This window comes from Priestia flexa NBRC 15715, from assembly GCF_001591565.1.
Classification (GTDB): domain Bacteria; phylum Bacillota; class Bacilli; order Bacillales; family Bacillaceae_H; genus Priestia; species Priestia flexa.
In genome coordinates, this window is the sequence record NZ_BCVD01000003.1 from 20066 (window position 1) to 43726 (window position 23661).

At 38.3% G+C, this 23661-nt stretch carries 28 protein-coding genes; 2 read left to right on the top strand and 26 right to left on the bottom strand.

The genetic code is table 11. From position 1 onward, the window contains the following. Positions 1-101 precede the first annotated feature (101 nt). From BFL01S_RS01120 to BFL01S_RS01225, 22 genes are all read right to left on the bottom strand, one after another. Entirely contained in the window at positions 102-932 is an 831-nt protein-coding gene (locus BFL01S_RS01120; RefSeq protein ID WP_025911493.1) for a TlyA family RNA methyltransferase, read from the bottom strand. Then, positions 929-2827 carry a 1-deoxy-D-xylulose-5-phosphate synthase gene (gene dxs / locus BFL01S_RS01125; RefSeq protein ID WP_061784664.1) on the bottom strand — a complete coding sequence of 633 codons (1899 nt, stop codon included), beginning with the start codon at positions 2825-2827 and terminating at the stop codon, positions 929-931. The genes BFL01S_RS01120 and dxs overlap by 4 nt, the downstream gene beginning before the upstream one ends. A 316-nt stretch (positions 2828-3143) precedes the next feature. Continuing rightward, on the bottom strand, positions 3144-4037 hold the full coding sequence (locus BFL01S_RS01130) for a polyprenyl synthetase family protein (protein WP_061784665.1): 894 nt from the start codon (positions 4035-4037) through the stop codon (positions 3144-3146). 2 nt (positions 4038-4039) lie between these two features. Further along, positions 4040-4273 carry an exodeoxyribonuclease VII small subunit gene (locus tag BFL01S_RS01135; RefSeq protein WP_025911499.1) on the bottom strand — a complete coding sequence of 78 codons (234 nt, stop codon included), beginning with the start codon at positions 4271-4273 and terminating at the stop codon, positions 4040-4042. Between the two features lie 2 nt (positions 4274-4275). Further along, positions 4276-5619: an exodeoxyribonuclease VII large subunit gene (xseA, locus tag BFL01S_RS01140; RefSeq protein WP_025911501.1), complete on the bottom strand. Its 1344-nt coding sequence runs from the start codon at positions 5617-5619 to the stop codon at positions 4276-4278. An 83-nt stretch (positions 5620-5702) separates the two neighbouring features. Further along, positions 5703-6095, bottom strand: coding sequence for a transcription antitermination factor NusB (gene nusB / locus BFL01S_RS01145; RefSeq protein WP_061784666.1), 393 nt, complete (start codon positions 6093-6095; stop codon positions 5703-5705). Between the two features lie 289 nt (positions 6096-6384). Beyond that, positions 6385-6786: an Asp23/Gls24 family envelope stress response protein gene (locus BFL01S_RS01150; RefSeq protein ID WP_025911505.1), complete on the bottom strand. Its 402-nt coding sequence runs from the start codon at positions 6784-6786 to the stop codon at positions 6385-6387. A gap of 29 nt (positions 6787-6815) precedes the next feature. Continuing rightward, complete coding sequence (gene accC, locus BFL01S_RS01155) at positions 6816-8168, bottom strand: acetyl-CoA carboxylase biotin carboxylase subunit (protein ID WP_025911507.1); 1353 nt, start codon at positions 8166-8168, stop codon at positions 6816-6818. A 13-nt stretch (positions 8169-8181) separates the two neighbouring features. Continuing rightward, positions 8182-8685 (bottom strand): acetyl-CoA carboxylase biotin carboxyl carrier protein, encoded by a 504-nt coding sequence (gene accB / locus BFL01S_RS01160; protein ID WP_025911508.1) that lies wholly within the window; start codon positions 8683-8685, stop codon positions 8182-8184. Positions 8686-9015: 330 nt separating this feature from the next. Continuing rightward, entirely contained in the window at positions 9016-9609 is a 594-nt protein-coding gene (locus tag BFL01S_RS01165; protein WP_025911509.1) for a SpoIIIAH-like family protein, read from the bottom strand. Positions 9610-9622: 13 nt separating this feature from the next. Further along, on the bottom strand, positions 9623-10270 hold the full coding sequence (gene spoIIIAG, locus BFL01S_RS01170) for a stage III sporulation protein AG (RefSeq protein ID WP_061784667.1): 648 nt from the start codon (positions 10268-10270) through the stop codon (positions 9623-9625). A gap of 7 nt (positions 10271-10277) precedes the next feature. Further along, positions 10278-10889 carry a stage III sporulation protein AF gene (gene spoIIIAF / locus BFL01S_RS01175; protein WP_025911513.1) on the bottom strand — a complete coding sequence of 204 codons (612 nt, stop codon included), beginning with the start codon at positions 10887-10889 and terminating at the stop codon, positions 10278-10280. Positions 10890-10900: 11 nt separating this feature from the next. After that, positions 10901-12073 carry a stage III sporulation protein AE gene (spoIIIAE, locus tag BFL01S_RS01180; RefSeq protein WP_090752760.1) on the bottom strand — a complete coding sequence of 391 codons (1173 nt, stop codon included), beginning with the start codon at positions 12071-12073 and terminating at the stop codon, positions 10901-10903. 37 nt (positions 12074-12110) lie between these two features. Beyond that, positions 12111-12494: a stage III sporulation protein AD gene (gene spoIIIAD, locus BFL01S_RS01185; RefSeq protein ID WP_061784668.1), complete on the bottom strand. Its 384-nt coding sequence runs from the start codon at positions 12492-12494 to the stop codon at positions 12111-12113. 20 nt (positions 12495-12514) lie between these two features. Beyond that, a complete protein-coding gene (gene spoIIIAC / locus BFL01S_RS01190) occupies positions 12515-12721 on the bottom strand; it encodes a stage III sporulation protein AC (protein ID WP_025911519.1) in 207 nt (68 codons plus the stop codon). 18 nt (positions 12722-12739) lie between these two features. Next, positions 12740-13252, bottom strand: a complete 513-nt coding sequence (gene spoIIIAB / locus BFL01S_RS01195) for a stage III sporulation protein SpoIIIAB (protein ID WP_061784669.1) — start codon at positions 13250-13252, stop codon at positions 12740-12742. Between the two features lie 16 nt (positions 13253-13268). Continuing rightward, a complete protein-coding gene (gene spoIIIAA / locus BFL01S_RS01200) occupies positions 13269-14201 on the bottom strand; it encodes a stage III sporulation protein AA (RefSeq protein ID WP_025911522.1) in 933 nt (310 codons plus the stop codon). A gap of 66 nt (positions 14202-14267) precedes the next feature. Continuing rightward, positions 14268-14549, bottom strand: a complete 282-nt coding sequence (locus tag BFL01S_RS01205) for a YqhV family protein (RefSeq protein WP_025911524.1) — start codon at positions 14547-14549, stop codon at positions 14268-14270. Positions 14550-14671: 122 nt separating this feature from the next. Further along, positions 14672-15229 (bottom strand): elongation factor P, encoded by a 558-nt coding sequence (efp, locus tag BFL01S_RS01210; protein WP_061784670.1) that lies wholly within the window; start codon positions 15227-15229, stop codon positions 14672-14674. A 19-nt stretch (positions 15230-15248) separates the two neighbouring features. Next, entirely contained in the window at positions 15249-16307 is a 1059-nt protein-coding gene (locus BFL01S_RS01215) for a M24 family metallopeptidase (protein WP_061784671.1), read from the bottom strand. Positions 16308-16310: 3 nt separating this feature from the next. Next, on the bottom strand, positions 16311-16748 hold the full coding sequence (gene aroQ / locus BFL01S_RS01220; RefSeq protein WP_061784672.1) for a type II 3-dehydroquinate dehydratase: 438 nt from the start codon (positions 16746-16748) through the stop codon (positions 16311-16313). Positions 16749-16840: 92 nt separating this feature from the next. Then, complete coding sequence (locus BFL01S_RS01225) at positions 16841-17365, bottom strand: YqhR family membrane protein (RefSeq protein ID WP_061784673.1); 525 nt, start codon at positions 17363-17365, stop codon at positions 16841-16843. Between the two features lie 222 nt (positions 17366-17587). On the opposite strand from BFL01S_RS01225, the gene BFL01S_RS01230 reads away from it, so the two are divergent. Together BFL01S_RS01230 and BFL01S_RS01235 are read left to right on the top strand one after the other, a co-directional pair. Next, positions 17588-18535: a DUF1385 domain-containing protein gene (locus tag BFL01S_RS01230; protein ID WP_061784674.1), complete on the top strand. Its 948-nt coding sequence runs from the start codon at positions 17588-17590 to the stop codon at positions 18533-18535. Positions 18536-18576: 41 nt separating this feature from the next. Next, positions 18577-18975 (top strand): SA1362 family protein, encoded by a 399-nt coding sequence (locus BFL01S_RS01235; RefSeq protein WP_025911533.1) that lies wholly within the window; start codon positions 18577-18579, stop codon positions 18973-18975. A 38-nt stretch (positions 18976-19013) separates the two neighbouring features. Here BFL01S_RS01235 and BFL01S_RS01240 read toward each other — a convergent pair whose 3' ends face one another. From BFL01S_RS01240 to BFL01S_RS01255, 4 genes are all read right to left on the bottom strand, one after another. Beyond that, positions 19014-19895 carry a patatin-like phospholipase family protein gene (locus tag BFL01S_RS01240; protein ID WP_061784675.1) on the bottom strand — a complete coding sequence of 294 codons (882 nt, stop codon included), beginning with the start codon at positions 19893-19895 and terminating at the stop codon, positions 19014-19016. Between the two features lie 119 nt (positions 19896-20014). Next, a complete protein-coding gene (gene mntR / locus BFL01S_RS01245; protein ID WP_061784676.1) occupies positions 20015-20446 on the bottom strand; it encodes a transcriptional regulator MntR in 432 nt (143 codons plus the stop codon). 440 nt (positions 20447-20886) lie between these two features. Beyond that, a complete protein-coding gene (msr(G), locus tag BFL01S_RS01250; RefSeq protein WP_061784677.1) occupies positions 20887-22344 on the bottom strand; it encodes an ABC-F type ribosomal protection protein Msr(G) in 1458 nt (485 codons plus the stop codon). A 117-nt stretch (positions 22345-22461) separates the two neighbouring features. Further along, positions 22462-23655: a macrolide efflux MFS transporter Mef(F) gene (locus tag BFL01S_RS01255; RefSeq protein ID WP_061784678.1), complete on the bottom strand. Its 1194-nt coding sequence runs from the start codon at positions 23653-23655 to the stop codon at positions 22462-22464. Between the last annotated feature and the right edge of the window lie 6 nt (positions 23656-23661).

The following is a 23661-nucleotide window of genomic DNA, read 5'->3' on the forward strand; positions in this document are numbered from 1 at the left end:
TCAATTTGATTATACACCTTTGCGTATAAAGGTGTATAATCAAATTGCCAATGCTAGAATTACTAGCATTGGCTTTTGATGCTTGAAAAGAGAAAAGAGCGTTAAGACTTTTTCTCTTTAAGTACAGAATGCGCTTGTTCAACAACTTCTTGAGCTGTCAGACCAGCAAGGTTCTCTCCTTGTTCTCTTTGCCCTTTCCAATGTAGGTGAAGTAAAAATTCAATGTTTCCATCTCCACCCGTAATCGGTGAGTACGATACGTTTCGTACATCATACCCTTCCTTGAGTGCAAAGTTCATCATGTTTTCAACAACTTCTTCATGAACCTTTGCATCTCGTACAATCCCTTTTTTTCCAACTTGCTCACGACCGGCTTCAAACTGCGGCTTCACAAGTGCTACCACATCACTACCTGATACAAGGAGCTGTTTTAACACGGGTAGAATTAGCTTTAAGGAAATGAATGAAACATCAATTGACGCAAATTCAGGTAATCCTGCTGCTAGGTCAGCTGGCGTAACATAACGAAAGTTCGTACGTTCCATTACAACCACTCGCTCATCCTGTCGTAGCTTCCAAGCTAGTTGGTTGTACCCAACATCTAATGCATATGACATTTTTGCTCCGTTTTGCAAAGCACAGTCAGTAAATCCACCCGTTGATGAGCCGATGTCAATCATAATACGATCTTTTACTTGTACATCAAACTCTTTCAGTGCTTTTTCAAGCTTAAAGCCACCTCTACTCACATACGGCATTACTGCTCCCTTTACAGTCAACGGTGTATCTCGGTCAATCTTTTCCCCAGGCTTATCTAACCGCTGTTCGTTCGCGTATACAAGACCAGCCATAACTGTTCGCTTCGCTTTCTCTCTCGTTTCTACCAAGCCTCTTTCGACTAGTAAAACGTCTACTCGTTCTTTTTTCGTCACTTCACTTCAAGCCTCTTTTGTATTGGTCTTACGAGTTTATTTACTCGATTAATTACTTCTTCGGTTGTTAAGTTGATTTCTTCTAATAACTTTGTTACGCTTCCATGCTCAATAAATTTATCTGGAATCCCCATACGATCGATGGCGGAATAATAGCCATGCTCTGAAGAAAACTCTAGTACTGCACTTCCAAACCCACCTTGCAATACGGCTTCTTCAACTGTTAAAACAGGACGATTTGATTTTAAAATGTTATGCAGCATCTCTTCGTCCATTGGCTTAATAAAACGTGCATTTACAACCTCAACTTGAATACCTTTTTTACTTAATGCTTCCGCCGCTTCCATAGCCATTGGAATGGTTGTACCAAACGTTAAGATCGTTGCATCTGTACCTTCTTTTAGCACTTCCCATGTCCCAATATCAATCGATTTTAGCTCGTCATCTAATGGTATGCCTAAACCATTCCCTCTAGGGTAACGCATAGCAATCGGTCCTGCTTCATATGTTAAGGCTGTATGAACCATGTGCTGACCTTCGTTTTCATCTTTCGGCATCATCAACACCAAGTTTGGTAAATGACGTAAAAACGCAATATCGAATACACCTTGATGTGTTTCACCATCTGCTCCTACTAAACCAGCTCGATCAATTCCGATAAATACATTTAGCTTTTGACGACAAATATCATGCACAACTTGATCGTAAGCACGCTGCAAGAACGTTGAATAAATAGCTAAAAATGGCTTCATATTTTGAGTAGCTAAGCCAGCTGCCATCGTTGTCGCATGCTGCTCTGCAATTCCAACATCAAACATACGATCAGGAAATTCTTGTTGAAATGCTTCTAGCTTCGAACCAACCGGCATAGCAGGAGTCACTGCTACAATACGGTCGTCTTTACGAGCCATCTTTAAAACAGTATTACTCACTAATGCGCTCCATCCTACCGGTACATTCTTATCTTTAATAAAGTCACCAGACTCAATTTTATAAGGGCCTGGACCGTGCCACGCACCGCTAGTATCACTTTCCGCTGGCAAGTAACCTTTACCTTTTTTCGTAATAACATGAACGACAACTGGACCTTTTGTTTTCTTGGCATACTGAAGAGTTTCTAAAAGCTCTTCGTAATTATGACCATCCACCGGACCTAGATATGTAAACCCAAGGTCTTCAAAAAACATACCGGACACAACCATATACTTCAGGCCATCTTTAACTCGCTCCGCTGTGGCTGCTAACTTCCCTCCAACGGCTGGCACTTTTTTCAGAAATACTTCTAGCTCATCTTTTACCCAGTTGTATTTCCCTGCTGTACGAAGTCGTCCTAGTACGCTGTGAAGAGCACCTACATTTGGGGCAATTGACATTTCGTTATCGTTTAAAATAACCGTCATATCTGTTTTTTCATGTCCAATATGGTTTAGCGCTTCCAAGGCCATTCCGCCTGTTAATGCTCCGTCACCAATAATTGGGACAACATAAGATTTTGTTTTTTGCAAATCACGCGCAATTGCCATTCCCATTGCAGCAGATAATGACGTAGAGCTGTGTCCTGTTTCCCACACATCATGTTCACTTTCATCCCGCTTAGGAAAGCCACAAAGACCTTTGTACTGGCGAATCGTATCGAATTCGCATGCTCGCCCCGTTAAAATTTTATGAACATAGGACTGATGTCCAACATCCCATAAAAATTTATCCTTTGGGCTGTTAAATACTTTATGAAGCGCAACCGTCAGCTCAACTACTCCTAGGTTTGGCCCAATGTGGCCTCCTGTTGCAGAGAGTTTTGTAATTAAAAAGCGACGAATGTCTTCACTCAATGCTTCTAATTCTGTTATTGACATCTTTTTTAAAAAATCAGGACTTTTTATCGTTGTAAGATCCAATCTGGATCACTCACTTTCGTACTTGTTATAAAGTTACCTTAATACATTTTGTATGGTTTTATACTAATAGTCAATTATTAACACAGTTACTACTTATAATACCTTTGTCAGGTTATAAGTAAACATACCTCTCTTTAAAAGAAAACCGTGAAAAAATAGCCGCTAACACAAATGTGATAACGGCCACCAAAATATTGTATATGTCTTGCAAACCTATGCACTACGTCTTTGACATAGTAGTAAGGCTATTATAGCATAGGCAATATTGGGACTCAATCTTATTTTATCTCATTTATATAAAAAACAGGGCCATTACTTAACGATCACGCTTCGCCACGTATAGACAAATTTCTTCAAGCAACCCCGTATCCAACTTGGTTGTTTTAAGCGCATCTAAGCTAGATTGAATATGATGATGAAGCTTTTGCTTTGCTGCTTCCATCCCAAGTAGAAGAGGATACGTCGTCTTTTCATTCTCCGTATCGCTTCCAACAGGTTTACCAATTGCTTCTTCGGACCCTTCAATATCTAAAATGTCATCTTGAATTTGAAAAGCAAGCCCTAAGTTAAAGCTGAACTTCTCTAGAAGCTCTAATTGTTCCTCAGTAGCTTCACCTAAGATTGCACCTGCTTTCACACAAAAACTTAAAAGCTTTCCTGTTTTATGTATATGAATATCTTCTAGCTGCTGAAGAGTTAAATGTTCATGCTGCTGTTCTCCTTGCATATCAGCAACCTGTCCTTTAATCATACCTTCTGCTCCAGCTGCTTTCACAAGCTCACTTAGAAGCTTCACTTTTACTTCATCTTTTATTTCTGAGGCGTTTATAATTACCTGAAAACTGTTGGTTAATAGCGCATCACCAGCTAAAATCGCCGTCGCTTCGCCATACACCTTATGATTTGTTGGCTTACCTCTTCGTAAATCATCGTCATCCATGCTTGGTAAGTCATCGTGAATGAGTGAATATGTATGAATCATTTCAACTGCGCTTGCAGCTGCGAGCCCTTTTTCTTCATCATGCCCTAATGCTTTTAGCGTCGCAAAGACCAACATTGGTCGCAGACGCTTTCCTCCAGCCGTTAATGAATACAACATCGATTCTTTTAATAGCGAAGGCGCTTGCAGATTCGTTACATATCCATGTAGAAATGTCTCTACTTTACCTTTTGTAAACTGAATGTACTCCTGTAGCTGCTGTTCGCTCACGTCTATTCTTCCTCCTGAACAGTAAAAGGTGCTAACGTGCCGTCTTCTTGCAAAATGCTCTCCATTTGTTTTTCAATTTGCTGAAGGCGATCATGACAGAATTTTGATAAAGACATCCCTTGCTGAAATTTTTCAATCGCTTCTTCTAACGGAATGTCGCCTTCTTCTAACTTATTCACAATTTTCTCTAGCTGGTCCATTGCGTCTTCAAACGTCTGCTCTGTTTTGTTCGCCATTTTTATCGCTCCTTTATATCTGACACTTCACACTGTAATTGTCCATCTGTTAATCGAACTTGAATGGTATCACCTTTTGCCAATTGTTTTGTGGACTTTATTAGCGTCTGATCATCATCGTACACCAGGCTATAACCTCGCTCCATTGTTTTTAACGGGCTCAATGCATGTAGCTTAGAAGCTGTAGTTGCAAATAAAAGGTGTTGCTGTTTCATAATCTGTTGCATTTCTCTTTGCAATACTTTTGCTAGCTGCATGTGCTGTTCACGTGCTTGCTTAACTTTTTGCTGAGGGTGGTTACGCTGCAAGTTCATAGCAAGTTGTTCATACTGATTTTGCTTTCTTTCAAAAAATCTCTTGCTTTCACGATATAATGTATCGATAACGCGGTCAAGTTGTTGCTCTTTTTGTTCGATTAGTTTTTGTGGATAACGAAACGCATACGATTTTTGAGACTTTTCTAATCTTCTTTTACTGTGCTGAATTTTTTCATTCATCGCGCGAAGTAAACGAATATTCCGCTGTGAAATACGCTCTGAAATCTCAGCAATACTTGGTACCGCCAGTTCTGCAGCTCCTGTTGGAGTAGGTGCTCTTAAATCTGCTACAAAATCTGCGATTGTAAAGTCCGTCTCATGGCCAACAGCTGAAATAATAGGCAGCGCGGAATGATAAATCGCGCGTGCAACCACTTCTTCATTAAATGCCCATAGCTCTTCAATTGACCCTCCTCCTCGCCCAACAATTAGCACATCAGCTTCGTCTCGCTTGTTTGCTTCGTTAATTGCTTTTACGATTGAAGGAGCAGCGTTCACACCTTGAACGAGAGCTGGTATAACAATGATTTTAGCGATTGGATAGCGCCTCTTTAGCGTTGTAATAATGTCGCGCACTGCGGCTCCTGTCGGGGATGTAATTACACCGATTGTACTCGGGTATTTAGGGAGATTTTGTTTGTGGGAAGCATGAAATAACCCTTCTTTTTCAAGCTTTTTCTTTAACTGTTCATAAGCTAAGTAGAGATTACCAACGCCATCAGGCTGCATTTCCTTTACATACATTTGGTAGTTTCCACTCGGCTCGTATACAGATATTTCGCTGCGAATTAACACTTTCATTCCTTCTTCAGGCTGAAAGGCTAATTTGCTGTTATGACCAGCAAACATGACCGCTGCAATGCGAGCATTTTCATCTTTTAAAGTAAAATACATATGACCTCTACTATGCTTTTTAAAGTTAGATATTTCACCTTTAATCCAAATATCTTGTAGATGAGGATCGACATCAAATTTCCGCTTAATATAGCGTGTTAATGCTGACACAGTTAAATAACGAACTTCACTCATAATATAACCTCCTTGTTTCTAAAAGGTTCTTCCCCTCTCCTTTTTAGATAAAGGAGAGAAGTACCCTATTAGATTGTACTCGGTTAACGAGATAGAGTAACAGCTACCTTCGATAATACGCCATTAATAAAGCGACCAGATTGATCATCACCAAATACTTTTGCTAACTCAATTGCTTCATTTATTGTAACATTTCCGGGAATTTCTTCTTCGTATTTCATTTCATATACCGCCATACGTAAAATAGTACGGTCTACCGTTGCAACTCGATCTAACGTCCATTTTTCTAAGTGGTCGCGTAGAATGCCATCAATCTCTTTCTGATTGTTTGCCACGCCTAACACTAATTTTTCTAAGAAATCGTCACCTTTTCCCTCTTGCAACACATTTTCCATCGCTTCTAGTGGCTCAATTTGCCCAAGATCGTGTTGAAATAAGGCCTGTAATGCTTTTTGTCTTGCTGTATGTCTTTTCATTATTTTGACTCCTTTATTTATCTACTTTCACTAGTATACCTAGATAATAGCACAATTTATTGTAAATCAAAGAAGGAATTTCACCCGTCATTACTATCTCATTTTTACGCGGCTTTTAATCATCCAACACTAGAAAGCGTAACATGGCGTCCTTCTTCATTAAGTGCTTTTCCGCCATGTTACACCTTCTAGACCAACTCATAAACACGAAAAAGACCGTCTATGTGACGAGACAGTCTTTTTCACTTTACCATAGCTTGTCTGGAAAAGAAATAACTAAAATTAGGAGTTACTCCTCTTCTTCAACTTCTTGCTTTTGCGTATCAAATTGAACACCTACAATATGAATATTTACTTCATCTATTTCAATTGCTGTCATATTTTTTAACGCTTGGCGGATATTATCTTGTACCTTTTGCGCCACAACCGGAATAGATACACCAAACTTCATCATGCAGAATACATCAACTTTAATACCATTTTCAGTTAAATCAACTTTAACGCCTTTTCCATGGTTTTTCTTCCCTAACTTTTCAACGACACCTGCTGCAAAATTGCCACGCATAGCCGTAACACCATCTACTTCTGAAGCCGCAATCCCTGCAATTACTTCAATGACTTCAGGAGCAATTTCAACTTTACCTAAGGAATTTGGATGTTCTTCCATTTCTAATACATGATTTTCGTTCATGTACAGCACCTCCTATTATTTATACTATACTACGAATTCATTACATCATGTAGCTCAAGAAATTTTGTATTGAATTCTCCACCTACAAACTGTTCGTGATTTAATAATTTCAAGTGGAACGGAATCGTTGTTGCAACTCCTTCAATAACAAACTCACTTAAAGCACGCTTCATTCGCTCGATTGCCTCTTCGCGAGTTGGTGCATGAACAATTAGCTTCGCAATCATAGAATCATAATATGGCGGGATTGTATAGCCTGGGTATGCGGCTGAATCAACGCGTACTCCGTAGCCCCCTGGTGGTAAATACATTTCGATTGTTCCAGCAGATGGCATGAAGTTTTTCTCAGGGTTTTCTGCGTTAATACGACATTCAATTGCCCACCCATTAAATGTTACTTCCTCTTGTTTTAAAGGAAGATGTTCGCCATTTGCTACTTTAATTTGTTCCTGAATCAAGTCAACACCTGTTACCATTTCTGTTACAGGATGCTCTACTTGAATCCGCGTATTCATTTCCATAAAATAGAATTTATTTTCGCGATAATCAAAGATAAACTCTACTGTACCAGCCCCTGTATAGCCAACTGCTTGAGCCGCTTTTACAGCTGCGTCTCCCATTTTAGTACGTGTTTCTTCATTTAATGCTGGAGAAGGCGTTTCTTCAATTAATTTTTGAAGTCGGCGCTGAATACTACAGTCACGCTCTCCTAAATGAATCACGTTACCATGTGTATCTGCTAATACTTGAATTTCAACATGACGGAAGTCCTCGATGTACTTTTCAATATATACACCAGGGTTACCAAATGCCGTAGCAGCTTCTTGTTGCGTAATCGTAATTCCTTTTACGAGCTCTTGCTCCGTTCTCGCAACGCGAATTCCTTTTCCTCCACCGCCGGCTGTTGCTTTAATAATAACAGGGTACCCAATATCTTTAGCAATTGACATGCCATCTTCAACAGACTCTACGATACCCGTTGAGCCTGGAACAATTGGCACACCTGCTTCACGCATTGTTTCTCGCGCAATGTCTTTTGTTCCCATTTTTGTAATAGCTTCAGGAGTAGGTCCCACAAATGTAATATTGCATTCGCGACAAAGCTCTGCAAAATCAGAGTTCTCCGCTAAGAATCCATATCCAGGATGGATTGCATCACAACCTGTCGATGTTGCAACGCTCATGATATTTGTAAAGTTTAAATAACTATCTTTTGATGCCGTAGGTCCGATGCAATAAGCTTCATCTGCAAGCTGTACATGAAGAGCGTTGCGATCGGCTTGGGAATAAACTGCAACTGACTCTACGCCTAATTCTTTGCAGGCACGAATAATACGAACTGCAATTTCTCCTCTATTTGCAACTAAAAGCTTTTTAATCATGTTTTACCGCTCCTTATTCAGGCTTCACTAAGAACAGAGGTTGACCATATTCTACAAGCTGACCATTCTCAGCTAAAATTTCCACAATCTCACCTTTAACCTCTGCTTCAATTTCATTAAATAATTTCATTGCTTCAACGATGCACACAATGGAATCTTTTTGAACTTTGTCACCCACTGCAACATACGCATCGTCGTCTGGAGAAGATGATGCATAAAACGTTCCAACCATTGGAGACGTAATTTTATGTAGATTCTCATCTTTTGCTGGTGCTGCTTCTACTGGCTCAGCTGTTTTTGTTTCACTTACGGCTGCCGCTTGTGGCTGAGCAGCAGGTTGTGGTGCTACTACTTCAGGAGTTGATGAAACAACTTGTACAGGTGCAGCGTTCTTTGAAACAATTGCACCTTTCTTTTTCATTTTTACTTTTGCCCCTTCATGCTCATATACAAATTCTTCAATGGATGATTGATCAACTAATTTAATTAATTCACGGATTTCTTGAATTTTCAACATATTAAACACTCCTACTTCATGAAATAGAAATCTTTCTACTACTTTGCTATGATACGACAAATTGCAATCTTCATTCAATTTGCTTTGTGCGCATGTAAAAGAATAATCTACTCAAAATGGGTTTTAGAACTTACTATTATTTCCAATTATAATTGTATCGATAGAGAAATTACAATTGCAGAAAAACATTATAACCTAGTACTAATATAAGGCTATAATGATAATTATAACCCAATCACCTGGATAAATCCACGTTAAAATTCAGCTATCAGCCTAGTAAGAATCATAAAAAAAGCGATGACAATAGGCTTCATCGCTTTTTGAATTGATTTATTTTGTTGGTTGAAACTCAACTGCTACCTCTTTTTGCCCAAGCTCTTTTTTCACTAATTGAATAATTTCATTTGCTTTTGCTTTAGAATGCTTTTCAGTTTTCACAGTAATGTTAACCTCGCTACCATCAGCTCTTACCAGTGCATCTTCATAACCTTTAGACTTAATTAAAGTTTCAATGACAGCCTCTTTCTCTGCTAGCTCCGATAGCTGGTCGATTTTATCCATTGCTTTACTTACTTCAGTAGCTGATACGTTTTTAGAAGCAGCTACTTCCTGTAACTCTTCTTTCAGCTTGCTTCTCTCATCAATTAGCTCTAAGCGAAGCGCCGTAAATAATTCATCACTTTCTACATTTGATACAGTCGTTTTGCTCTCTGTAGTAGACTTAGCATTTTCCTTTTTTGTATCTTCTTTTGCTGGCTCTTTAGCATCTTCTTTTACAGCTTCTTTGTTCGTATTTTCTTCTTGTTGATCCACAACCGCTACGTTTGACTGAGGGCTTTCTGGCGTTGTCATATAATACACTGATAAAACCACTACTAAACTTAACATTGTTAATAACCAAACTGTTTGCTTTTTTAATAACATTTGGATTTCCCCCTTAACCTTTTTTAGGTAATACAGCAACTCTATGACTAGGCACATCTAAGGAGCGCGTGACTGCTTCAATAATCCATTTTTTCACTTCGATATTATCAGCCCCTTTCGCAACGACGAGGATACCTCGTATTTTCGGCTTTTCTGTTTTCACTACAACAGGCTTTTCCTGGTCACCACTTCTGACGATAACTAACTTTTCATCCGTAGACATGTCTTCTACTTTTCGTTTTCCACCCTCACGATCTGTTTCGTCTGTCGACTGCTTTTGGGTCACCGTGTTTTTTTCATAAACTTTTGCCTCTGTTGCATCGAGGTTTACGATTACTTCCACCTTGCTTACACCATCAATCTGTTCTAATACGTCTTGTAACTGTTCTTCATATTTTTTTTCATAATCAGTAATCGCTGTATTTTTTTTTGAACCAAATGCCGGGACATCCTCTTGGTCCTGTACAGTAGAAGAAGCTGGTTTTGCTTCATCTACTGTTGATTGCAACATACCCTTTGAACCGTTCATGAGCATAAACACCATGCCTGCTGCTAATAAAATACCCATGTAGACAAGCTTAGACGGCTTCTTATCATCTGATTTTTTTGTCAAGGAGAAAAGTCTTTTTAAAAATGATGATCCTTCTTTTTTATCATTCATGTCACGTTCACTCCTCCTCCAAGTTTACAATCATTTGTTTTTCATCTATGCCCCATTTAGCTGCTAGATACGTAGTAATATCCGTCGCTTCTTTTGAAGGTTCCTTTTCAATTGGTGTGGAGGTGTCAATGGAGATTTCTTTCACAACTGCCACGGCCTGTTCATCCTCAGGCTCTTCTGCACTCATCACAACTGTAATCGTTTTTATATTGTCGGCTTCGGGATCTGCTTCTTCGTTTTTCGTTTCAATGTGCATCTGATCAATTGCTACACCATACTGTTCCATCAGCTCCTCTTTTACCTCTGTCTCCATTTGGACAGCCATTTGTTCTAAAATATATGCACGTTGTGAAGCTTGTATTTCTTTTTTCTTACTTTCTATTAAATTTTCTACTCCTGCATCGTCACTAGCCGCTGACAATCGAATAGAATTAAACATTTTGTTCACGTCTACTTTTAAAATTTGAAAGACTGGCGTAACAATAATTAACATTAAAAGCAAGCCGATGACGAGCTTCGTATACTTTTGAAAGCCTGAACTAGGAAGCAGTAAATTTATAACGGTTGCTAGTAAAATAAATAGAATAATATTCGTAATCCAACTTGTTAGTGCTTGCATTTCTTTCCCTCCTATCTCACCATCATCGTAACGTTGCTGGCCGTAATGATGACTGTTAAACATAGGAAAAACATCAGTGAGACAATTGCCAATGCAGCAAAAATGTAAACAACACTTTTACTAATAATGCTTAAACACGAAATAACAGGACCACCGCCAATCGGCTGTAAAAGTGCTGCTGCTAGCTTATAAATAAGTGCTAGGGCTAATACTTTAATAGCTGGAAAAGCAACAATTAGAAGTAAAACCACCACTCCTGCTATTCCAACTGTATTCTTTAAAAGAAGTGAAGCTGTGATAACGGTATCTGCCGCGTCCGTAAACACTCGTCCCACAACTGGAATAAAGTTTCCCGTAACAAATTTAGCGGTCCGAATAGTAATTCCATCCGCCACAGCAGAAGTAGCACCTTGTACTGAAATGACTCCTAAAAAGACTGTTAAAAAGATTCCTAGAATACCAATGCTGACGTTTCGAAGTAGCTGAGCTAACTGTGTAACCTTGTACTGATCTGAAATAGTGCTCACAATGCTTAATAGTGCTGATAAAAATAATAGTGGCATGACTATATACTGGATGAGCATCCCGCTAATGTTCATTAAAAATAAAATGACTGGATGAAAGAAAGCAGCCGATATTACCCCGCCTGATGAAGCCATTAACGCCAATAATAATGGCACTAAGGCTAAAATGAACTTAGACATTGTTTCAATTGCGCCGGTTGCGTATGCAATGGCTACTTGAAAACTATTTAAAGCAATGATAATTAACACCATATAAACAAGTGCATATGCCACTTTACTAACAGCTTGCTGATTGAATGCACTTTGTAACGTTTGTAAAAAGACGCTGAATACGGTTAACATAATGAGCGTTCCCAGCAGTTTTCCATTTGAAATAATTTCATGAAGTAAAAATTTCACCAACCCGTTCAGCCATTCTTGAAGTGAAAACTCTTTGTCACCTTTTAAGAAGTCAACTAAACTACCTTTTTGACTTTCTGGTAAAAAGCCGCCATACTGAGTCAAGATATCATCCCAAAATTGCTTCACTTCGTCGATATCGAGCTGGTCTATTTGTTCATCTACTATTTCTTCTTGAGGCGCAGACTGAGAGGCTTGTACATTATTTGGAAAGAAAAAGAAGAGGAGCAAAAGGAATGCGAGCAATTTTCGTTTACTCATACACCACTTCATCTCGTCACCTCATAAGCTTAATAATTTAGGACGGTAGCATGGAAATAATTGTTTCAATAATTACTGTTAAAATTGGAATAGCCATTGATAAAATTAAAATTTTACCGCCCAGTTCAATTTTAGAAGCAATCGCACCTTGCCCAGCGTCCTTCGTAATCTGAGCACCAAACTCTGCAATGTAAGCAATCCCTATAATCTTTAAGATTGTTTCCACATAAATCATATTCACATGTGCATTCACAGAAAGTTTTTCAATCATTTTAATAATCTCGTATATCTGATCGATTAAAAATAAAAAGATCACGCAGCCTACAAAGACAACAAGTAAAAAGGCAATGGGCGATTTATGTTCTTTTAAAATGAGTGCTAAAAAGGTAGCCACTAAGCCTAAGCCCACAATTTGTATCATTTCAATGGCTAATCACTCCCTTAGCTTTGAAATAAAAAAACGGCTTTAATTTTTTGAAATAAATCTTCAACAATCGATGCAACCATAAACAAGATATAAATAAACCCTATAAGCGTTACCCAGTTCGCGTAATCTTTCTTCCCCATTTGCTCTAACACCGTAACGAGAAATGCTACAACAATACCGATTCCTGCTATTTGAAAAATTGTATTCATATCAATGTTCATCCCTAATTCCCCCAATCACTACATCAATAAAATGACGAGTAGCAATCCTGATAAAAAGCCCAGACTTTTTATCATTTTTTCATACCGATTTTGCTGTTCAAGTGCGTCCTGTTCTTCCCGATCCAAATGGTTAATAGCTAATAATATATGTTTTTGTTGGGAATACCGATCATGTTGTCCTAACGTTTCACCAAACTGCTTCAACACTTCAAGTTCTCCCTCTTTAAAGGCAAGCGCTTTTTTATGAGTTTGAAGAGCGTGCTCCCACGCTTCTTTGGCAGTGGTCATTCCTTGTGTTAAACGCTGTTCAAACTCCTTAAAAAAAAGCGATAACGGATCAGGAAATTGTTTTGAAAGCATATGTGAAATTTCATGAAGTGGGCGATTACTGTACATAATTTCTGACTCTAACGATCGTAGCGCTGTTTTCAATTGCCGAAGTTGCCTCGGCCTTTCGCTAAGCTGCTTGGCAACTTCAAAACCCGTGAACGTAGAAGCAAGCAAAATAAAAATAGCTCCTAAAATTTTCATTTCTTCGTCACCCTTTTTATTTCAAAGAATAATTCGACTTCAACGAAAGTGGCTTTCTTCCTCGGTCATAGATGGTTTTTACAGTTCCTGGACCATTCTCATTGGTTAATACGATATAGCGTTCGAATACTTCAAGTTCTATTAATTGTTTCAAGGAGGGACGTTTATTTAAATCAAATAGATCATAACCATGCACCGTCATAAACACTTGTACACCCGCATTGACAGCCTCTAACACAGCTTGACAATCTTCTTCACTTCCTACCTCATCCACAATTAATACGTTTGGACTCATCGATCGAATCATCATCATCATTCCTTCAGCTTTCGGACAGCTATCTAAAACATCTATTCGTGTTCCAAAAGTATGTTGTGGAACACCTTTGACACAGCCTGCGATTTCCGAGCGTTCATCTACGATACCCACTTTAACCGCTTCAATCTTTCGTTGCCTATTCCCTGTGCTCATCATTCTTGCTAAGTCTCTTATCATTGTTGTTTTTCCCGTTTGTGGGGGACCAATCAAAATGGTGCTAAGCCATCGGGATTGGTAGAGAAGAGGAATTAGTGGTTCCGCTATGCCAATCTGTTCTTTTGCCACTCGAATGTTGAACGACGTCACATCACGGATTACACGAACATGTCCATTTTCAGTAATAACTTTACCTGCAAGTCCTACTCGATGACCCCCTTCAATCGTGACATACCCTTTTTTCAATTCTTCTTCAATCATATAAATAGAGAAATGACTGAGCTTGTTTAAAATAAATAGCGTATCTTCTGCCGTTACCACATAGGACAAAAAGACTGGCTGACTGTCAATTGTTAGCTCAATTGGCCTTCCAATTCGAATGCGCACTTCCTCTAAAGTATCTATATAGCGCTGTATATATGGCTGTACATTGCGCTTAATGCCTTCTGGAAAAATAGCCACAATTTCATCTAGCATTGAAATCCCCTCACCTTTATACTCATTTCAATGTATGGCAAGCTTTTACTTGTTATGTCAGAAACTTCACTTAAATACCCCAATTAAAATTAAAAGGACGCCTGTACCGATGAGCACAAGCTTGCCAAAAGATAGTTGGTCAGCAACTGATACTAATCCAAGGCTAAATGACGTGATCATCACAATTGGCCCTACCAGCGCCAGCATTCCATTAATCATTAATGCTTTTTTGACATCATTATTCGTAAAAATTAAAATGGCTGCGATGAATTCAATAAAAGATGAGACAAACCGTAAGCAAGCCATCGTCAAAACAGTTCCGTTTATGTGATCAAACCAATGCTTCATAACTTCCTCCCACGTATTACATCATTTAGTACAACCTATGCAGTCCGTAGACAACTTATCACTTACGAAAAAGAAAAGCATAAAAAAAGAAGAGATAATCATCTCTTCTTTTTTATGCTTTATTATGCACGTGATACATAGCTGCTATCTGCTGTGTTGATAATTAATACATCGCCTTCATTCACGAAGAATGGAACTTGTACAATTAGGCCTGTTTCAACCGTAGCTGGCTTCGTACCACCTGATGCTGTATCACCTTTAATACCTGGTTCTGTTTCAGTAACTTTTAATTCAACTGTATTTGGAAGCTCAACACCTAGCGTTTCACCTTGATACATCATGATGGCTACTTCCATGTTTTCTTTTAAGAACTTTAGCTCATATTCAATTGCTGATGCTGGAAGTTCTAATTGCTCATATGATTGGTTATCCATAAATACGTGCTGATCACCACTTGCATATAAATACTGCATTTTACGGTTATCAATTTGTGCTTTTGCTACCTTTTCACCTGCACGGAATGTTTTCTCTTGAACAGCTCCAGTACGTAAGTTACGAAGCTTTGAGCGAACAAACGCTGCTCCTTTACCTGGCTTTACGTGTTGAAAGTCCATTACGCGCCAAATACCTCCGTCTACTTCTACTGTTAGACCTGTGCGAAAATCGTTTACTGAAATCATGAAAAAATCCTCCTACATCTTATAAAATAATAAGTTCTTTCGGTGAGTATGTTAATGACTCATTTCCTTCTTCTGTTACCACGGTATCGTCTTCAATACGAACGCCACCAAGGTTTGGTATGTAAATACCTGGTTCAACCGTTACAACCATTCCTGGCTGCAGCGTATCCTGAGACTTCACAGAAAGCGACGGGCCTTCATGAACCTCTAACCCCACACCATGACCTGTAGAATGACCAAAATACTGTCCATATCCTTTTTCTACAATATAGTCTCTTGTTAAGGCATCGGCTTCCTTACCCGTAATACCCGCTTTAATTCCTTTCATGCCTCTTAACTGCGCCTCTAATACTGTATCATAAATTCCCTTTAGTCCTTCACTGACTTTCCCTACCGCAAATGTACGGGTAATGTCAGAACAATAGCCTTTATAATACGCACCAAAATCAAGCGTAACAAATTCTCCTGCTTCAATGACTTTTTCAGAAGCAACGCCGTGCGGTAATGCCGAACGATGACCTGACGCCACAATTGTATCAAACGAGGACGAAATTGCACCTTGCTTTCGCATAAAGAACTCCAGCTCATTAGACACTTGAAGCTCTGTTACACCAGGCTTAACGAAGGTCAAAATATGCTCATATGCTGCATCTGCAATTTTTGCAGCTTCCTTTAATATCTTAATCTCTGAGTCACTCTTTATCAAGCGTAAGTTTTCAACGGCAGTGGAAACTGGAATAAGCTCTGCTTTGACTTGCTTTTCAAGCTGTTGAAACTGAGCATATGAAACATGATTCTCTTCAAAGCCAACGCTTTTCATTCCAAGCTTCGTAATAACCTGCCCTACTTCTTCTAAGATTGGGCCTTTATGTTGCACAATTTCAAATCCCTCTGTTTGTTCAGCGGCCTGCTTTACATAACGAAAATCTGTGATAAATACAGCTTTATCGTTAGAGATTACTGCTATACCTGCCGAACCAGTAAAGTTAGTCATATAGCGACGGTTATATTCACTTGTAATAACCATACCGTCAACATTTAACGTATGAAACTGTTTGCGTAATTTCTCTATTTTCATCCTTCATTCCCCTTTCTTTTGCAACAGAGCAAGAACCGCTAACTCATATCCATAAATACCCAAACCTACAATTTGTCCTGCTGTGACAGGCGCCGTCACTGATTCGTGACGAAATGCTTCTCGCTTATGTACGTTTGAAATATGAACTTCAAGCACAGGAACTGAAATGCTTGCAATCGCATCGCGGATTGCGTAGCTATAGTGGGTGAATGCCCCTGGGTTAATGACAATTCCATCAAAGTTCTCGTCTGCTCCATGAATCCAATCAATAATAACTCCTTCATGATTAGACTGAACACATTCAATATGCACACCCTGTTGCTCAGCAAGCTGCTGGAGGTTGTGCTCTAACGTTTTTAAATTCTCTCTCCCATAAACTGCTGGTTCTCGAACACCGAGCCTATTTAAGTTCGGACCATTAATTACCAAAAACTTTCTCATGGACACTCTCCCTTGCTTACACAGCTATTTTTATCATTAAAATAAACCTTACGTTTTCTCTTTTTAGTTTATCATAAATCAAAACATTCACACTACTCATTTACAAGTTCTGGGTTATGTCTAGAACTGCTGTTTAGCTCTGCTGCCTCAAAGGAAATGGAATATCCGACAAATACCCCGTATAAGATGTATAAACAAATAGTTGTAATAATGGTATTAGACGTTAATTCTCCTATCATTTTCATACTTGGAAACAACGGGTTGAGTAAAAGGAAAACGAGCGCCCAAAGCACTGCCCCATATGCAATACCAAACCATATTGATTTAAACTTTTTTAAGAGCACATAGTAAAGAAGCGCTACACCAATTGATATAATACCAATTATCAAAACGCTAACAATAAGCCCTGGCCAGCGATCTTTCCAGCTACCAAAAGCCCACGGCTGTAAAATCGTATTGGGATGAATTTCACTAAAGCTAAATAAATACGTAATGTATCCCATTAAGCTCCAAAACACTCCTCCTACAAAACCAATAACTACCACTTTAGCTAAGAATGAGCCTTCCTTTGATTGTATTTGTTGATGTGTCGACTTATTATCTTGTTTAGCTGTCATCTTCATCACCTCTACTGAATAGTATGAGCTGATCTTTACTGTTCTATTATAAAGTTGAACGTTTCTTAATGAAAACAACAGGAAAATTTTATCATTTCATGTGTGATATAGAAAAGTTTTGTCTAAACTAGATAACATACATCGACCTAGAGGTTTATTCGAAATTGCTGTAGAATATAAATTATTAAGGGGCAATTAGTCTGAGTTAGGTTGGTGTCTGAAATGTCTAAATTACAAAAAACCGCATACGGTGGGCAGGCTGTCATTGAAGGAGTCATGTTTGGCGGCAAGAAAATGATGGTCACTGCCATTCGTCGCAAAGATCAATCTATTGAGTATTTTCAATCTTCTCGGAGATCGAATCGTGTACTAACAGCGCTGAAAAAAATTCCGTTTTTAAGAGGAATTGCAGCGATTATTGAAGCAAGTGCAAACGGTACACAACATTTAAATTTTTCATCTGAACGTTACGATGTACATCCTAACGAAGACGATGTAATTAAAGAAGAAAAAAAAGAATCAAAACTATCCTTAATATTGGGTGTTGCAACAATTGGTGTACTTTCTTTTCTATTTGGAAAAGTGCTTTTCACTCTAATCCCAGTGTTTTTAGCAAATTTGACTCGTCCTATTTTCGCTTCCGATTTAGCACAAGTAGTGATTGAAAGCTTCTTTAAGCTTTTATTATTGCTCGGTTATATTTACGCGATTTCACAAACTCCGCTTATTAAACGCGTCTTTCAATATCACGGAGCAGAACATAAAGTCATTAATGCGTATGAAAACAATCAGGAACTTACGGTAGAATCAGTTCAAGCTCAGTCTCGGCTACACTATCGCTGCGGAAGTAGCTTCATTCTATTTACAGTTGTCGTTGGAATGTTTGTCTATCTCCTTGTCCCTACGGACCCGCTTTGGCTTAGAGTCGTAAACCGACTTGCTTTGATTCCCGTCGTGTTGGGTTTATCTTTTGAAGTACTACAATTGACCAATAAAGTTCGCCATGTACCTGTTTTACGATTCTTAGGTTACCCTGGGCTATGGCTACAGCTTCTTACTACAAAGGAACCTAAGGATGACCAAGTCGAAGTTGCAATCGCTTCGTTTCAAGAGCTTTTACGCATTGAAAATGAGGGAAAATCTGTAACCGGTGGCGAACAAGTAAGTTAAGACTGTTTTGCTTTCTTTTATCATTTTAGGAGGTGAACAAAATGAGGCGTCCATTCGTTAAACCACTTGTTAATTCATTAATTGCTTTAGGAATCATTGGGTTTATTTACACACTTGCAACAAATCCAACAAGCCTATTGCGCCAAGCAGGCTATATCTTTTTATTTATCATTTTGTTTTACTTAGTTTATCGGTTTATTATCCGTCCTGCCCAAACCAAAGGACAAGACAAAGGCTATCATCGAGCTGTAAAACAATCAAAAATACGCCAAAAAGAAAAAGAACGCAGCGGTAATAAAGTGGATATGAACGCTTATCGAAACGTCCAAAAACGTCCATCTGCTAAAGTTAACAAACCGTTAAAGAAGAAGAAAAGCAATACACATTTAACAGTCATTGAAGGCAAAAAAGGAAAAAAGAAAAACCGTGCCTTCTTTTAATGAAAAACTGCGCCTTACAAAGACGCAGTTTTTTCTATTTAATAGCACCATCTTTTTAAGAATAGCTCCGCTTTATTCTTGCCATAGTGAAAAAGCTGATGTTTCTGTTCGTCTGGTAAGGAAAATTCCGTAGCGAACACTTCACTAACTGGTAAAAAGATAATATTTCGCTCGTGACGTTTTGATATATGCCTTGCATCATGAGCGTCTTTCATTGTATCAAATAAAGCTGAAAACATCGCGATTGCATTTTTAATATTTTTTTTATCTTCTTCTTTTTCACGGGGGCTAAGCTTAATACCCAAAACAGGCCTTTGTTTACGCTTTTGATCATCGTCAAATAAAAAAATAGGAAAGTTACTTAATACCCCACCGTCCACAATGAGGCTTACGGGATTTGTCCGCAGCCTAACTGGCTCAAAAAAGTAGGGAATGCTACAGCTCATCCGCACAGCTTTTGCTACAGGAAATTTCTTTGGATCTATTCCATACCTAGGCAAATCATCGGGTAGTATAACGAGCTTACTATTTGTTAAATCAGAAGCAATGATGCGCAGCGATCCCGCTGGCAAATCACCAAATGTAACAATGCCTCTTGCTTTTAATTTACTCGCTATCCATTTTTCTAATTTTTCACCTTTATATAATCCTAAGTTCCAATAGAGAAGAAGCCACTTTGTTAAGGCGGATGGAAGAAAAGAAACGCGTTGATCTAGCAAAGACTTCACATTCATTTCATCCATCATCTCCATCATTTCGTCACTTGTATAACCTGCCACAATAAGAGCGCATACAATTGAGCCAGCACTTGTACCTGCTAGACGCCTGAAAATAAAGTCTCGCTCCTCTAAAGCTTGTAAGGCCCCAATTAATGCAAAGCCTTTAAGGCCACCACCTGAAAAAACGCCATCAATATACAGAAGTTCTCAACTCCTTCAGTCTGCCTCCTATCTACACTTTAGTACCTCTTTTATTAAATTATGCTAAAAATAAAAAAGAGCCGTTCTAATCTAAATTAGAACGGCTTTTCCAATATGCGTTATAGCTGTTGCTCTTCTTCATTTTTCTTTTGGACACTTCGCAAACCTTGCACACGCTCTGGATCTTCCTCAAAATATTGTACTAAATCACCGATTCTGTCAATTGAGTTCCAGCTTAGATGATGCTCAATACCTTCAACATCTTCATAAATATTTTCTTCATCTACACCGATAATATGCAGCAGTTGCTCCAATAGTTCATGGCGATAAACAAGACGCTTACCAATCTTTTGTCCTTTCGGAGTTAAAACAAGACCGCGGTATTTTTCATAGATTAAATATTCATCTTTATCAAGCTTCTGCACCATTTTTGTGACTGATGAGGGATGAACTGTTAAAGCATCAGCGATATCCGAAACCCTAGCATATCCTTTATCTTCAATCAGCATATATATTTGTTCAATATAATCTTCCATACTTGGCGTAGGCATGAAATCTCCCCCAATAAAATAATTATTATGTATAAACTAACGAAACACGCTTCTGTAAACTTTTAGTAATATACTGCTCAAAAAGACGAAAACTAACGATATACCAAAAGACATTCATGTAAAATCATACTATATAGTATAAGCAAATACAAGGAAATCTAGTATGCATTTATCTCAACATATAAAAAGGCTGACATATTGTCAGCTGTAGCTTTGAAATAAAGTTTGATCAAAAACATCTCACAAACCCACATCTTACGTTAACTTTAAAGAACCCGTTTTGAAAAAAAGTTTGATCAAAACGGGTTCTTTCTTTGTGAAGTATTACACTATTTTTATAAAAAAGTTTGATAATTCTCTACTGTATTCTTCAAAAAAGTACCCGATTACGGAAGATCTTATTTTGATAATAAGCCCCATTATTTCTCCTTCTTCATTAATCAACCTCTTAATTTTAGCTGTTGATGTTCAATGACGTATATACAATCTGCTACACAATCAATAAACCTGCGATCATGTGATACGAAGATAATAGTGCCTTCATATGCTTTAACAAATCTTTCTAATGCTTCAATTGCATGGATATCTAAAAAATTGGTTGGCTCATCTAACAATAAAATATTATACTCTCCTAAAAACAATTGACATAATTGTAGACGAATCGCTTCACCACCACTTAATGATTTTACACTTTTTAAAATATCTGTGCTGACAAACAACATGGAATGTAGAACACTTCGTAAAAATCCCTCATCATATTGAGAACGATTTTTCAAAAATTCTAATACGGTTTCATCCTTTGTAAATTGATAGCTCATTTGACGAAAGTAGCCAATTTTTGCTTTTGGTGAAATAGTTAATCCGGGTGCTTTGATTGCAATATGGTGGAGTAAAGTACTTTTACCACTACCATTTTTACCCGTAATCGCTATTTTTTTACCAAGTGGCAGCTGAAAACTTACTTCATTTAATAATACTTTGTTATCCACTTGAAGAGTAAATCGGTCTGCCATTATAGGAAATTTATTATGCAACTCTAAACTTCTCGATCGATGGAAGATTATGGATCTATCCTCTTTTACAGCATCGACTTCCTGAAGTTTTTCCATTCGTTGTTCAATAGCCTTTGCTGCACGCTGCATAGCTTTTTGGCTTGTACCTTTGGATTTTGTCATAAAGGACTTATCCGGTTTTGCATTTGCTTCTTTTTTTGACAATCGACCTGCTTGTGCAACTTTTTCAGCTTTCTTCATTTTTTCTTGTGCCGCTTTTTCTAGCCGGCTCTTTTCTTTTATGAATTGTTCATGTGCTTGACTCTGCTGTTCACGTTCTAACTTCTTTTGTGCCAAGTATTCGCTGTAATTTCCTGAATAGATTCGTACTTTGCCTTCATGAACTTCCCAAATTGTCGTAACAAGTTCATCTAATACAGAACGGTCATGACTAATTAATACAAGCGCTCCGTAGTAATACCTAAGTTCATCGAGCAAAAACGAAATACCCTCTTGGTCTAAGTGAGTAGTCGGCTCATCAATTAATAAAGCTTCATAATAATGAGTAAACAATTGAGCGAGCTTCAACCTTGTTTGTTCCCCACCACTTAACTGATTAGAGTCTCTTGGTACGTCTAATTTTCCAAGTAACGCTGGATCAGCATCACGTACTGATGGAGTTTCAAGTTGCTCAAAATAACCATTCTCAACAAGGCGATTCACCTTTCCCGTTGTTGGTTGAATGATACCCGCCAGTAATTTTAGTAACGTGCTTTTACCTGCACCATTTTTACCGACTATGCCGATACGGTCAAATTGGTGTACAGCTAATCTTTCAATCTTTAAAACCTCTTTATCTAAATATGTCACTTCTACATTTTCTAATTCAAAACAGATTTGTTCCATCTTTCACTACCTCCGAAATATTTTTATTTCGTATCGATAGCTAGAATCGATACGAGCCTCTTTCTCAAAACCAAGCTCGTATCAAAAGAATAGTAAAAATTGCATGGAATTCCCCTCCTATTTTGCTTTCCTTGCGATAACAGCATTTAATACAATTAAAATACCTGTAATCAAAAATAATACGGCCACATTTGTTAATTGGATCAGAACCCCAGCAAATGCGTACCCAATCGGTGTTGCAAGTAATGCCAAACTTCCAACAAAACTAAACACTCTCCCAAGTAAATGAGGTTCAATTTCGGTTTGGATAAGAGCATAAAACGGTGCTGAAAATAATGGGCCAGACAATCCCACTAGACCAGCCATTACGATAAATCCATAGAATAAAGTTGATGGAAGTGTGCCAGAAATGAATAAGGCAATCCCCACCAGTATCATTCCGATAACAATGAGTTTCAATTTTTCAAATCGATCACCGAAAACCCCCATTAATATACCACCAAAGATGAGGCCAACAGCAAAAACAATTTCGATTATTCCTGCTTCAACTACGCCCTTCTCGAAATGATTTCGTGTCATAAGCGGAAAGTAAGTGCCTAGCGGAATATACAGCACCGAAACAATCGTAATCGTGACTGTTAACCTTAATAAAACAGGATGTTTTACAAGTGCGTAATATCCTTCTTTCATTTCGCTTATAAAACTAGAGGAATCAACAGTTTCTGATCTCTGCACATTTGGAATGTGAATAAATAGCAAAATACTACTAGCAATTACTGCCCCAAAGACATCTAGTAATAGAACCCACTCAATGGAGCTTATCGCTAGTAATGACATCCCCACTGCTGGACCAGCAATATTTGATATAGAAGCCACTGTCTGCCCCCATCCAGAAACTTTTGTCAAATGCTCTTCTGGGGCCATTAGTGGCATGGACGCTTGCATGGCCGGCATATGGAATGCAGTTGCTATGGAACGAATGATTAACACAAGTATGACCAAAAGAATACTTGGTTTAAAAAAATACATCGATACAAATAAAGCGAAACTTCCAAGTGCAACCATCATGTCTGCAGAGATCATGATCCATTTTCGTGAATACCGATCCGTAATAGTTCCTGCAAACGGACCTAACAAGGCTTGTGGCATAAATCCAGCCAGACCTGCCAGCGTTAAAATCAGTGGCGAACCTCCTGTTGTATCTGTTAACCACCAAATGATACTAAATTGAACAGCAGCACTACTTAATAATGAAAAGAACTGCCCTGTAAAAATCGCTAAAAATTTCCGTTTCCAATTCTTATTTTCCATTTTCCC

What these genes read in the sequence shown, in the direction of transcription:
- xseA (WP_025911501.1), bottom strand. Translation starts at nt 5,619, where the DNA reads ATGAGTGAAGTTCGTTATTTAACTGTGTCAGCATTAACACGCTATATT.
- spoIIIAF (WP_025911513.1), bottom strand. Translation starts at nt 10,889, where the DNA reads ATGCAAGCACTAACAAGTTGGATTACGAATATTATTCTATTTATTTTA.
- BFL01S_RS01150 (WP_025911505.1), bottom strand. Translation starts at nt 6,786, where the DNA reads ATGAACGAAAATCATGTATTAGAAATGGAAGAACATCCAAATTCCTTA.
- BFL01S_RS01235 (WP_025911533.1), top strand. Translation starts at nt 18,577, where the DNA reads ATGAGGCGTCCATTCGTTAAACCACTTGTTAATTCATTAATTGCTTTA.
- spoIIIAE (WP_090752760.1), bottom strand. Translation starts at nt 12,073, where the DNA reads ATGAGTAAACGAAAATTGCTCGCATTCCTTTTGCTCCTCTTCTTTTTC.
- accB (WP_025911508.1), bottom strand. Translation starts at nt 8,685, where the DNA reads ATGTTGAAAATTCAAGAAATCCGTGAATTAATTAAATTAGTTGATCAA.
- BFL01S_RS01215 (WP_061784671.1), bottom strand. Translation starts at nt 16,307, where the DNA reads ATGAAAATAGAGAAATTACGCAAACAGTTTCATACGTTAAATGTTGAC.
- accC (WP_025911507.1), bottom strand. Translation starts at nt 8,168, where the DNA reads ATGATTAAAAAGCTTTTAGTTGCAAATAGAGGAGAAATTGCAGTTCGT.
- nusB (WP_061784666.1), bottom strand. Translation starts at nt 6,095, where the DNA reads ATGAAAAGACATACAGCAAGACAAAAAGCATTACAGGCCTTATTTCAA.
- BFL01S_RS01205 (WP_025911524.1), bottom strand. Translation starts at nt 14,549, where the DNA reads ATGAAGCATTGGTTTGATCACATAAACGGAACTGTTTTGACGATGGCT.
- BFL01S_RS01135 (WP_025911499.1), bottom strand. Translation starts at nt 4,273, where the DNA reads ATGGCGAACAAAACAGAGCAGACGTTTGAAGACGCAATGGACCAGCTA.
- BFL01S_RS01165 (WP_025911509.1), bottom strand. Translation starts at nt 9,609, where the DNA reads ATGTTATTAAAAAAGCAAACAGTTTGGTTATTAACAATGTTAAGTTTA.
- spoIIIAB (WP_061784669.1), bottom strand. Translation starts at nt 13,252, where the DNA reads ATGAAAATTTTAGGAGCTATTTTTATTTTGCTTGCTTCTACGTTCACG.
- aroQ (WP_061784672.1), bottom strand. Translation starts at nt 16,748, where the DNA reads ATGAGAAAGTTTTTGGTAATTAATGGTCCGAACTTAAATAGGCTCGGT.
- BFL01S_RS01230 (WP_061784674.1), top strand. Translation starts at nt 17,588, where the DNA reads ATGTCTAAATTACAAAAAACCGCATACGGTGGGCAGGCTGTCATTGAA.
- spoIIIAC (WP_025911519.1), bottom strand. Translation starts at nt 12,721, where the DNA reads ATGAACATTGATATGAATACAATTTTTCAAATAGCAGGAATCGGTATT.
- spoIIIAG (WP_061784667.1), bottom strand. Translation starts at nt 10,270, where the DNA reads ATGAATGATAAAAAAGAAGGATCATCATTTTTAAAAAGACTTTTCTCC.
- mntR (WP_061784676.1), bottom strand. Translation starts at nt 20,446, where the DNA reads ATGCCTACGCCAAGTATGGAAGATTATATTGAACAAATATATATGCTG.
- spoIIIAA (WP_025911522.1), bottom strand. Translation starts at nt 14,201, where the DNA reads ATGCTAGATGAAATTGTGGCTATTTTTCCAGAAGGCATTAAGCGCAAT.
- BFL01S_RS01225 (WP_061784673.1), bottom strand. Translation starts at nt 17,365, where the DNA reads ATGACAGCTAAACAAGATAATAAGTCGACACATCAACAAATACAATCA.
- BFL01S_RS01255 (WP_061784678.1), bottom strand. Translation starts at nt 23,655, where the DNA reads ATGGAAAATAAGAATTGGAAACGGAAATTTTTAGCGATTTTTACAGGG.
- spoIIIAD (WP_061784668.1), bottom strand. Translation starts at nt 12,494, where the DNA reads ATGATACAAATTGTGGGCTTAGGCTTAGTGGCTACCTTTTTAGCACTC.
- efp (WP_061784670.1), bottom strand. Translation starts at nt 15,229, where the DNA reads ATGATTTCAGTAAACGATTTTCGCACAGGTCTAACAGTAGAAGTAGAC.